The sequence below is a fragment of the Nocardia shimofusensis NBRC 100134 genome (genome assembly GCF_001613125.1).
GTDB lineage: Bacteria > Actinomycetota > Actinomycetes > Mycobacteriales > Mycobacteriaceae > Nocardia > Nocardia shimofusensis.
Window position 1 is genome coordinate 1 of record NZ_BDBT01000054.1, and the last position, 10,098, is coordinate 10,098.

Below are 10,098 nucleotides of genomic sequence, written 5' to 3' on the forward strand. Positions count from 1 at the left end.
GCCGCCCGCGCCCGCCATCACGCTGCCGTTCGGCATCACCATTCCACTGCCGCCCGCACCCGCGCCGGCCCCGCCGCAGGGCTGATCCCGCTACAGGGCTGATCCCGCCACAGGGCTGATCCCGCCACAGGGGTGATGCCCGCCACAGGGGTGATGCCCGCCACAGGGGTGATGCCCGCGGCCGAGCCGCGTCCCGCCGCATTCACCGCGGCGACGCCGGGCGGCGGCGCGGGACGGAACTCACCGCGCGAGGTGGATTTTCGCCGATAACCGGTTTGATGCTTATTACACATCACGAAGGGGTAACGAAAAGATCTCGGATGCTGTAATCTCTCTCTCGTCTACACAGGAGCCCGGTGCCACCAGCGGGCGAAACTTCGTTATCGCGTTGTGCCGCACCGGATTCCTCGGCTGTGTCGTTCGAGGAGGGTCACCACACCGTGGGGCGTCATCGTAAGCAGTCCCCCGCGCCGGTCCGGCGCGGTTCCGTTCTCGCACTCACCGGATTGGTTCCGGCCGGGCTGGTCACCTGCGCGGCGACCTCGGGGCTCGACGGCGACGCCGGCGTCATGCCGGTGGCCGAGGGTAACGACGTGCTCGGCGCCGCGACACTCGACGTGGACGAACATCTCACCCACGCGCTGGCCGCCCAGCACAAGAAGCCCAAGCCTCAGGTGAAAAGCGTTGCGCTGTCCGGTGATCGGCTCGCCGCCGATCTCCCCAAGGGCACGCTCGGCATGCCGGGCATCTCCGAGGCCGCCTACCGCGCCGCCGAACGCACCTTGGCCGCCGAGGACCCGCAATGCCACATGCCGTGGACGATGCTGGCGGGCATCGGCCGGGTCGAGTCGACGCACGCCTTCGGCGGCAAGGCCGATGCCGACGGCAATCCGCTGAAGCCGGTCTACGGTCCGGTGCTCGACGGCTCGCTGGCGGGCAACGCCGTGATCTACGACAGCGACAACGGCAACCTCGACGGGCTGTCCGGCTACGACCGCGCGGTCGGGCCGATGCAGTTCCTGCCCGAGACCTGGAAGCGCTACGCCGCCGACGGCAACGACGACGGGATCGCCGATCCGCAGAACCTCTACGACGCGGCGCTGACCACCGGAAAGTACCTCTGCGACGGCGGCCTGGACATGCGCGATCTGTCCCAGCAGAGCCGCGCGATCCTGCGCTACAACAACTCGATGGCCTACGTCGCCAATGTCATGGCGTGGGAGAACGCCTACGCCAACGAGGTCGCGCCCCAGCCCGCGCAGCTGCCGCGAATCTAGAACGCCTAAAATTCCGGGCATGCCACAGCTGACGGAATCGGACGTACGGGGCGCGCTCGCCAAGGTCGACGACCCGGAGATCCGCAAGCCGATCACCGAACTCGGCATGGTGAAGAACATCGCCATCGACGACGCGGGCAATGTCCACGTCGAGGTCTACCTGACCACTGCGGGCTGCCCGCTGCGGACGGAGATCACCGAGCGGGTCACCAAGGCGGTGGCCGACGTTCCCGGAGCCGGTGCGGTCACCGTCGAGCTCGACGTGATGAACGACGTGCAGCGCACCGAACTGCGCAAGCAGTTGCGCGGCGATTCCGCCGAGCCGGTGATTCCCTTCGCCCAGCCCAACTCGTTGACTCGCGTGTACGCGGTCGCCTCGGGCAAGGGCGGTGTCGGCAAGTCCAGCGTCACCGTCAACCTCGCCGCCGCGATGGCCGAGCGTGGGCTCTCGGTCGGCGTGCTCGACGCCGACATCTACGGCCACTCGGTGCCGCGCATGCTCGGCACCGACGCCCGCCCCACCCAGGTGGAGCGGATGATCATGCCGCCGGTCGCCCATGACGTGAAGGTCATCTCGATCGCGATGTTCACCCAGGGCAATACGCCGGTGGTCTGGCGCGGCCCGATGCTGCACCGCGCGCTGCAGCAGTTCCTGGCCGACGTGTTCTGGGGCGATCTGGACGTGCTGTTGCTGGATCTGCCGCCGGGCACCGGCGATGTCGCGATCTCGATCGCGCAGCTGATCCCGAACGCGGAGATCCTGGTGGTCACCACCCCGCAGGCCGCGGCGGCCGAGGTCGCCGAGCGCGCGGGGTCGATCGCCCTGCAGACCCGCCAGCGCATCGCCGGCGTCGTGGAGAACATGTCCTGGCTGGACCTGCCCGACGGCAGCCGCATGGAGCTCTACGGCTCCGGCGGCGGCCAGACCGTGGCCGACAGCCTGACCCGCGCGGTCGGCGCGCCGGTCCCGCTGCTCGGCCAGATCCCGCTCGAGCAGGCGCTGCGCGAAGCGAGCGACGAGGGCACCCCGATCGTGCTGCGCGACCCGGACAGCCCGGCCGCCAAGGCGCTGCGCGAGGTCGCCGACAAGCTGGCCGTGCGCAGGCGCGGACTTGCGGGCATGTCGCTGGGCATCGACACCACCCGGCATCTGTAAGCCGCCGTGCTGACACTGCTGGGGTACGTGCTGATCGTCGGCGTGGTCGCCGGCGTGCTGTTCCTGCTGGCGAGCATGGTCTTCGGTCGCGGTGAGGAACTGGGCCCGCTGCCGGAGGGGACCACCGCGACGGTGCTGCCCGCCGAGTCCATCACCGGCGCCGACGTGCGGGCGCTGCGCTTCCAGCAGGTCGTGCGCGGCTACAAGGCCGGTGAGGTCGACTGGGCGCTGGCCCGGCTGGCCGCGCGCATCGACGAGCTGCAAGCCGAACTCGCGCAGGCGCGGGCCGCGGCCGCCCCGGCGGGGGACACCCCCACCGAGATTCCCCGGCCCCGCACTGTCGAGGCCACCGGCCCCCGGCCCGCCGACACCACCGCGCCCCCCGCGGACCGGGTCCGCACCGACCCGCCCGTGTCCAACGGCAGGACCCAGCCGTGACCGATCCCGTCGACGGCGACGGCCACCACCGCTGTTCCTGGGCGCGGTTCACCCAGGATTCCCCGTCGGCTCGGCTCTACCGCGAGTACCACGACTTCGAGTGGGGCGTGCCGCTGCGCGGCGCGGACGCGATGTTCGAACGGGTGTGCCTCGAGGCATTCCAGTCGGGCCTGTCCTGGATCACCATCCTGCGCAAGCGGGAGAGCTTCCGCCGCGCCTTCGACGGGTTCCGCATCGAGCGGGTCGCCGCGTTCGGCGCCGCCGATGTCGAGCGGTTGCTGGCCGATTCCGGCATCGTGCGCAATCGCGCGAAAATCGAGGCGGCCATCGGCAACGCGCGAGTGGCCGCCGAGCTCGACACCGCCCTCGACGAACTGGTGTGGTCCTTCGCGCCGCCCGCGCGGCCGCGCCCGCGAAACGGCGCGGAAATCCCCGCGACCAGCGTCGAATCCATCGCTCTGGCAAAAGAATTGAAGCGGCGCGGATTCCGTTTCGTCGGACCGACCACCGCGTACGCGCTGATGCAGGCCACCGGAATGGTCGACGATCATCTGGCCGATTGCTGGGTCGGCGGCGAGGCGCACCGCGCCGCCGCCGCGATCACATTTCGAACTCAGGTATCCGCCATGATCGGCGATAGGGAAGAATAGGTCCGGTGTAGCTCGCCGAATACCCGGCGAGCTACCTGGTTGGTGACAACTGTAGTTCCAAGAAAGTGCGCAGAATACCGCGCAGATCTGGAGGGAGCAGAGGATGGCGGCCATGAAGCCCCGCACCGGGGACGGTCCCCTCGAGGCAACCAAGGAAGGGCGTGGAATCGTGATGCGGGTTCCACTCGAGGGTGGCGGGCGGCTGGTCGTAGAGCTCACGCCGGATGAAGCCGCTGCGCTCGGTGACGAACTGAAGAGTGTCACCAGCTAGTAGGTCGGCGCTGGCCGAGGTCGCCGATCTGCTGGCCTGTCCGGAATGCGGACAGGCCATGCGTATCGAGCCCACCGGTCCCGATACGCCACGGGCACTGCACTGCGTCCGTGGACACAGTTTCGATATCGCCCGTCAGGGATACGTCGGTCTGCTGACCGGCGCCTCCACCAAGATGACCGGTGATACCGCGGACATGCTCGACGCCCGCGCTGCTTTTCAACGCGGCGGCGGCTTCGCACCCATCGCGGATGCGGTGGCCGAGGCCGTCGTCACGGGCGGATCGGCGCCGCAGGCGCTGCTCGAGGTGGGCGCGGGCACCGGCTACTACCTCTCGCGCGCTCTCGACGCCTGCCCGGAAGCCCGGGGCATCGCGCTGGACGTGGCCAAACCCGCCGCCCGGCGGTGCGCGCGAGCGCATCCGCGGGCCGCCGCCGTGCTCGCCGACGCCTGGCGTGGTCTCCCCGTACGCGACGGCGTGCTCGGTCATGTGCTGACGGTGTTCGCGCCGCGCAACCCGGCCGAGGCGGCTCGGGTGCTCGCGCGGACCGGACGCTACCTCGTGGTCATCCCCACGGCCACCCACCTGAGCGAGCTGGTCGGTCCGCTGGGCATGGTGAGCGTCGACCCGGACAAGGACCGTCGCGTCGCCGAGGCGATGGCCGGGCATTTCGAACAGGTCGAACGCACGATCGTGCAGTACTCGATGGAACTCACCCGCGACCAGGCCGCACACCTGGTAGGCATGGGTCCCTCGGCCCACCATGTCACGGTGCCCGCCGACACCCGCCTGGCGGCGCTACCCGAACGGATCGAGGTCACCGCCTCGGTCGCCGTGTCGGTCTATCGGCCCGCCTGAGCAGCCGACCCCGATCTCTCCGAGCCGACGGTGAGCTCGCGCCCGCGGTCGCCGTTGGCGAACGTGCGCTCAGAGCTTGCGGACGTGGTCGTAGACCTCCACGGTGCGCGCCGCGATGCGCGTCCAGTCGAAATCGGCGATAGCGCGGGCCCGTCCGGCCTCGCCGTACCGCGCGGCCAGCACCGGATCGGTGGCGACCGCGTTGACCGCCTCGGCGAGCGCTCGTTCGTAGTCCACCGCGGCGAGCGGGTCGTAGTGCACCAGGCTGCCGGTCACCCCGCCGTCGACGACCTCGGGGATGCCGCCCACGTCGGAGGCGACCACCGCGGTCGCGCACGCCATCGCCTCCAGGTTCACGATGCCGAGCGGCTCGTACACCGAGGGGCAGACGAAGACCGCGGCGGCGGCCAGGATCTGGCGGATCTTCTCGGTCGGCAGCATCTCGCGCACCCAGAAGACGTGATCGCGCCCCTCCCGCAACCGATCGACGGCCGCGGCGGTCTCGGCGGCCAGCTCCGGGGTGTCCGGCGCGCCCGCGCACAGCACCAGCTGGATGTCGGGGTCGAAGTCCCTCGCCGCGGCCAGCAGGTGGCCGACGCCCTTCTGCCGGGTGATGCGGCCGACGAAGGCCACGATCGGCAGATCCGGCCGCACGCCCAGTTCCTCCAGGATCGGCCGCTCGCCCGCGGGCGGGGCGCCCGGATGCCACAGCGTGGGGTCGATGCCGTTGTGCACCACGTGCACCCGGTCGGCATCGATGGCGGGATAGGCGTCGAGCACGTCGTGGCGCATGCCCTCGCTCACCGCGATGACGGCGTCGGCGTGCTCCATCGCATTGCGCTCCGACCACGACGAGATCCGGTATCCGCCGCCGAGTTGCTCGGCCTTCCACGGCCTGCGCGGTTCCAGTGAATGCGCGGTGAGCACGTGCGGGACGCCGTAGAGCGTGGCGGCCAGATGCCCGGCCATACCGGTGTACCAGGTGTGCGAGTGCACCACGTCGACCTCACCCGCGGCATCGGCCATGCGCAGTTGCGCCGAGAGCATCCGCACCGCGGCGTTCGCGCCGTCCAGCGCCGGGTCGGGGTCGTGCACGATCGCGTCCGCGCGCGGCGCGCCCATGCAGTGCACGTCGACCTCGGTCAGATTGCGCAGTCTGGCGGTCAATTCGGTGACGTGGACTCCCGCGCCGCCGTAGACCTCCGGCGGATATTCGCGGGTCAGCATGGCGACGCGCAATCGATGTCCGGTATCGCCCGCCACGCCGGAGCCCCCCGGCGAGCGCCCGTCGTCCGTGCCTGAACTCACCGGTCCAAAGTAGACGCTCCCCCCACGTGGGGCCACTCGTGCCCCGCCGACACTGTAGTTTGGGCAGAGTGAGGAGCCAGCCGCACGTACTAGGGATCGTGCTCGCCGGTGGCGAGGGCAAACGCCTTTTTCCGCTCACCGCTGACAGGGCGAAGCCGGCAGTCCCCTTCGGCGGTGCGTACCGACTGATCGATTTCGTACTCAGCAATCTCGTCAACGCGGGATACCTGCGATTGTGTGTACTCACCCAGTACAAATCACATTCGCTGGACCGCCATATCTCCCAGACCTGGCGGCTGTCCGGATTCGCCGGCGAATACATCACGCCGGTGCCCGCCCAGCAGCGGCTCGGCCCGCGCTGGTACACCGGCAGCGCCGACGCGATCATGCAGTCGCTGAATCTCATCTACGACGAAGATCCCGACTACATCGTGGTTTTCGGCGCCGACCACGTGTACCGGATGGACCCCGAGCAGATGGTCCAGCACCACATCGATTCCGGCCTCGGGGTGACCGTCGCCGGTATCCGGGTGCCGCGCAGCGAGGCCAGTGCGTTCGGGTGCATCGATTCCGACGAGTCCGGGCGCATCACCCAATTCCTGGAGAAGCCCGCGCACCCGCCCGGCACCCCCGACGACCCGAATGTGACGTTCGCCTCGATGGGCAACTACGTCTTCACCACGAAGGTGCTGGTGGATTCGATTCGTGCCGACGCGGAGAACTCCGACTCCGATCACGACATGGGCGGGGACATCATTCCCTCGCTGGTGGCCGCGGGCGAGGCAGGCGTCTACGACTTCGCCGACAACGAGGTGCCCGGCGCGACCGAACGCGACCACGGCTACTGGCGCGACGTCGGCACCATCGACGCCTTCTACGACGCGCACATGGACCTGGTCTCGGTGCATCCGGTGTTCAACCTCTACAACAAGCACTGGCCGATCCGCGGCGCCGCGGAGAACCTGCCGCCCGCCAAGTTCGCCAGAGGCGGGCTGGCCGAGGAGTCCATCGTCGGCGCGGGCAGCATCCTGTCGGCGGCGACGGTGCGCAGTTCGGTGCTCAGCAGCAATGTCCTCATCGACGACGGCGCGACCGTCGAGGGCAGCGTATTGATGCCGGGCGTGCGGATCGGCCGCGGCGCGGTGGTGCGCCGGGCCATCCTGGACAAGAACGTGGTGGTCGGCGAGGGCGAGATCCTGGGCGTCGATCTCGAACGCGACCGGGAGCGCTTCGCGGTCAGCAACGGCGGGGTGGTCACAGTCGGCAAGGGCGTGTGGGTCTAGGAACCGGGGGGACGGTCACCCGGTCCGCGGCGTCAGGCAGAACGGCTCGCACGGACCGGGCGAGGGCTGCGGTGTCGAGGTCCGCGTGCTCGGGTTCTCGGTCTCGCCCGTACCGAAATCGGCGGTGTTGACCAGCACGGCCAGCACGATCGCGGCGAGCAGCAGCAGCCCGAACACTACTGTCGCGCCGCCCCATTCGATCCGGTTGCGGTCGTCGTTGTTGTCGAGCAGGAACACGGTGGGTCCCCTCCTGCCCCACCCCTCGGTGTGACGCAACGACGGTTCGGCACGGGTGGGGGTGACGAGCGTGCGTGGATAAATCAGCAGCGGGACGCGCAGAGCAACCCGTCGCCCACCGGGATGAGCACGCTGGTGAGCTCCGGGTCCTCGGCGACCGCGCGGGTGGCCGCGCGCACCGCCTGGGTCACCGCGTCGCGCTGGCCGGAGTCGGGCACCCGCCCGGTGAGCAGCGCGTTGTGCAGGATGATCACGCCGCCCGGACGCAGCAGCCGCACACCCTGCGCGATGTACTCGGGATGCTCCAACGGCGCGGCGTCGACGAAGACCATGTCGTAGGCGCCGTCGGCCAGCCGGGGCAGCACGTCGAGCGCGCGTCCGTTGATCAGCCGGGTGCGGGCGGGCAGGATGTCGGCGGCACGGAAGGCTTCCTTGGCCGCCCGCTGATGCTCCGGCTCGGAATCGATGGTGGTGAGCGTGCCGTCCTCGCGCATGCCGTCGAGCAGCCACAGACCGCTGATGCCCGCACCGGTGCCCACCTCGACGACCGCCTTCGCGCCGAGCACCTGGGCCATCACGCTGAGCAGCGCGCCGACCGACGCCGGTACCGGGGCGGCTCCCAGCTCCACGGCACGTTCGCGCGCGCTGACGAGGATCTCGTCCTCCACGACGGATTCCTCCACGTAGGCGAGATTGCGCTCCAGGTTCGATGCCACGGGTATGAGGCTAATGGGGCGCGCCCGCTATCGGCGCTGCGACAACAGCAAACGAGGGCCGCCGTTTTCTCAGCAGTCCCTCAGTATCTCCATATCCAGGGCATATCGGGACAGGAAAGAGTAGGACCAGGCAAGACCAGTAGAGCGCGGCAGCCGCGGAACAACCACCCGGCGGCGGGAACAACGAGACACCTTCGGCTCGTTGTACCGGATACGCGACGGTTCGAGACCCGGACCGCAGCGGGTACCGCGCGTTTACGGTCCCGAGTAGGAGGTAGCCCCATCCACATGGTCAAGGGTTCGTTCGCGACACTTCCGGGGCAGACGGCGGCGCAGGCTCGACGAGCCGACGCCGGGGCGCCCACCGTTCCCGCCGGCTACACCGTACTGCCCGAACCGGCGGGCTCCGAACTCGCCGCCGACGAACTGCCGGATCTCGGGCAGTCCGAGGCGGAGTTCGCCGACGAGGATCTCTCCGGCACCGCGGCCTTCGACGCGACCGGCGACCGGTCGGTCATGCCCTCCTGGGACGAACTGGTCCGCGAGCACGCCGACCGCGTCTACCGCCTGGCCTACCGCCTCTCCGGTAACGCGCAGGACGCCGAGGATCTCACCCAGGAGACCTTCATCCGGGTCTTCCGCTCACTGTCGAACTACCAGCCGGGCACCTTCGAGGGCTGGCTGCACCGCATCACCACCAACCTGTTCCTCGACATGGTCCGCAGGCGCAACCGCATCAGGATGGAAGCGCTCCCCGAGGACTACGACCGAGTGCCGGCCGAGGGGCCGGGGCCCGAGCAGGTCTATCACGACGCCCGGCTCGACCCCGACCTGCAGTCCGCTCTGGACGCGCTGGCCCCGGAGTTCCGTGCCGCGGTCGTGCTCTGCGACATCGAGGGTCTGTCCTACGAGGAGATCGGCGCCACCCTCGGCGTCAAGCTGGGTACCGTCCGCAGCCGGATCCATCGCGGCCGTCAGGCACTGCGCGAACACCTTGCGCATAATGGATCGCAGCAGCGCTACAACGCTGACGTGAACGTCGGGTGATCGACCACCCCGGGTCGGCGACCCGGTCGAGTGGAATGACGGTCGGAAGGTGAGCTCCGTGATGAGTGGCGAGTCCAGCACGCCCGGCAACGCGCACGGTTCGGGCCGACCGCCTCAGCGCAGGACGCCCCCGGACCGGGCGCCACAGGGCCACGTACAACAGGGCCGACCACAACAGGGCCGACCACAACAGGGCCGGGCACCACAGGGCAGGCCCCAGCGGTTCGCGCCCACCGAGCATCTGGCCTGCGAGGCCGTCGTCGCCTACGTCGACGGCGAACTGCGTATGAATGCCTACCTGCGCGCGGCCCAGCACCTGTCCCAGTGCCCGGAATGCGTCGCCGAGGTCGAGGCACAGCAACAGGCGCGCATCGCCCTGCGCCAGTCCGGCCCGATCGCGATACCGCGCGGCCTGCACGACAGCCTCTCGCGTATCCCGCTGGCCGAGCTGCCCAGCCCGAACAGCACGTCCGACGCGGGCGCCGCCAGACGCGCAAACACCCGCAACGAGGCGGTTCTCGGTTTTCTGCCGGATTCGTTCACCACGACCCGGTGGGCAGCCTGGTGGCGCAAGTAGAGTTTGGCGCGTGACCACCGAATCGCAGAACAACTCCACGGTGCCGGAGCCGCGACCCGCCGCGAACGACACGTCCGATTCGGCGTCCGACCGGGGGAATTTGCGACCGTCGGACGCGCCCGTACTCGGGCCGCGCCCGGTCTATCGCCCCCACGTGGACTCCCATACCTCGCACGCTTTCCGCAGGCCGAACGGCCAGCGCGGCTCGTTCGCCGAACCCGCGCCGGGCGCGGCGGGCGCCACCGCCCTCGCCGCGGCGCAGCCGTCGCCCAACCGCCC

12 protein-coding genes and 1 pseudogene are annotated in these 10,098 nt (G+C 69.8%); 10 read left to right on the forward strand and 3 right to left on the reverse strand.

All coding sequences use genetic code 11. The features are described from left to right. The first annotated feature begins 440 nt into the window (after positions 1-440). The 6 genes from NS3_RS27800 to NS3_RS27820 all read left to right on the forward strand — a co-directional run bounded on the left by NS3_RS27800 (position 441) and on the right by NS3_RS27820 (position 4,651). Complete coding sequence (locus tag NS3_RS27800; RefSeq protein ID WP_067865960.1) at positions 441-1,277, forward strand: lytic transglycosylase domain-containing protein; 837 nt, start codon at positions 441-443, stop codon at positions 1,275-1,277. A 19-nt stretch (positions 1,278-1,296) separates the two neighbouring features. Next, a complete protein-coding gene (locus NS3_RS27805) occupies positions 1,297-2,433 on the forward strand; it encodes an Mrp/NBP35 family ATP-binding protein (RefSeq protein ID WP_067865938.1) in 1,137 nt (378 codons plus the stop codon). A 6-nt stretch (positions 2,434-2,439) separates the two neighbouring features. After that, positions 2,440-2,871: a DivIVA domain-containing protein gene (locus NS3_RS29370; protein WP_067865943.1), complete on the forward strand. Its 432-nt coding sequence runs from the start codon at positions 2,440-2,442 to the stop codon at positions 2,869-2,871. Next, positions 2,868-3,521: a DNA-3-methyladenine glycosylase I gene (locus tag NS3_RS27815; RefSeq protein ID WP_067865946.1), complete on the forward strand. Its 654-nt coding sequence runs from the start codon at positions 2,868-2,870 to the stop codon at positions 3,519-3,521. The genes NS3_RS29370 and NS3_RS27815 overlap by 4 nt, the downstream gene beginning before the upstream one ends. Positions 3,522-3,624: 103 nt before the next feature. Beyond that, complete coding sequence (locus NS3_RS28725; RefSeq protein WP_011211259.1) at positions 3,625-3,792, forward strand: DUF3117 domain-containing protein; 168 nt, start codon at positions 3,625-3,627, stop codon at positions 3,790-3,792. After that, a complete protein-coding gene (locus tag NS3_RS27820; RefSeq protein ID WP_245649846.1) occupies positions 3,779-4,651 on the forward strand; it encodes a putative RNA methyltransferase in 873 nt (290 codons plus the stop codon). Before NS3_RS28725 ends, NS3_RS27820 begins: the two co-directional genes overlap by 14 nt. Positions 4,652-4,720: 69 nt before the next feature. Here NS3_RS27820 and glgA read toward each other — a convergent pair whose 3' ends face one another. Continuing rightward, positions 4,721-5,890 carry a glycogen synthase gene (gene glgA, locus NS3_RS27825; protein ID WP_067865962.1) on the reverse strand — a complete coding sequence of 390 codons (1,170 nt, stop codon included), beginning with the start codon at positions 5,888-5,890 and terminating at the stop codon, positions 4,721-4,723. 137 nt (positions 5,891-6,027) lie between these two features. On the opposite strand from glgA, the gene glgC reads away from it, so the two are divergent. Further along, positions 6,028-7,242 carry a glucose-1-phosphate adenylyltransferase gene (gene glgC, locus NS3_RS27830; RefSeq protein WP_067865952.1) on the forward strand — a complete coding sequence of 405 codons (1,215 nt, stop codon included), beginning with the start codon at positions 6,028-6,030 and terminating at the stop codon, positions 7,240-7,242. Between the two features lie 15 nt (positions 7,243-7,257). Here the strand turns inward: glgC and NS3_RS27835 are convergent, their stop codons facing one another. Together NS3_RS27835 and NS3_RS27840 are read right to left on the reverse strand one after the other, a co-directional pair. Next, complete coding sequence (locus tag NS3_RS27835) at positions 7,258-7,479, reverse strand: hypothetical protein (protein ID WP_067865955.1); 222 nt, start codon at positions 7,477-7,479, stop codon at positions 7,258-7,260. Between the two features lie 83 nt (positions 7,480-7,562). Continuing rightward, positions 7,563-8,195 (reverse strand): O-methyltransferase, encoded by a 633-nt coding sequence (locus NS3_RS27840; RefSeq protein WP_067865958.1) that lies wholly within the window; start codon positions 8,193-8,195, stop codon positions 7,563-7,565. A 288-nt stretch (positions 8,196-8,483) separates the two neighbouring features. Here NS3_RS27840 and sigE point away from each other — a divergent pair, with 288 nt between their 5' ends. The 3 genes and pseudogenes from sigE to NS3_RS27855 form a co-directional block, all read left to right on the forward strand. Beyond that, on the forward strand, positions 8,484-9,242 hold the full coding sequence (gene sigE / locus NS3_RS27845) for an RNA polymerase sigma factor SigE (protein WP_245649847.1): 759 nt from the start codon (positions 8,484-8,486) through the stop codon (positions 9,240-9,242). A 241-nt stretch (positions 9,243-9,483) separates the two neighbouring features. Next, a complete protein-coding gene (locus NS3_RS27850) occupies positions 9,484-9,819 on the forward strand; it encodes an anti-sigma factor (protein ID WP_067865968.1) in 336 nt (111 codons plus the stop codon). 10 nt (positions 9,820-9,829) lie between these two features. Then, positions 9,830-10,098 (forward strand): annotated as a pseudogene (locus NS3_RS27855) (serine protease); the annotation flags it as partial.

Bases quoted from the DNA above. Each gene is read 5' to 3' on its own strand.
- NS3_RS27805 (WP_067865938.1), top strand. From the start codon at position 1,297: ATGCCACAGCTGACGGAATCGGACGTACGGGGCGCGCTCGCCAAGGTC.
- NS3_RS28725 (WP_011211259.1), top strand. From the start codon at position 3,625: ATGGCGGCCATGAAGCCCCGCACCGGGGACGGTCCCCTCGAGGCAACC.
- sigE (WP_245649847.1), top strand. From the start codon at position 8,484: ATGGTCAAGGGTTCGTTCGCGACACTTCCGGGGCAGACGGCGGCGCAG.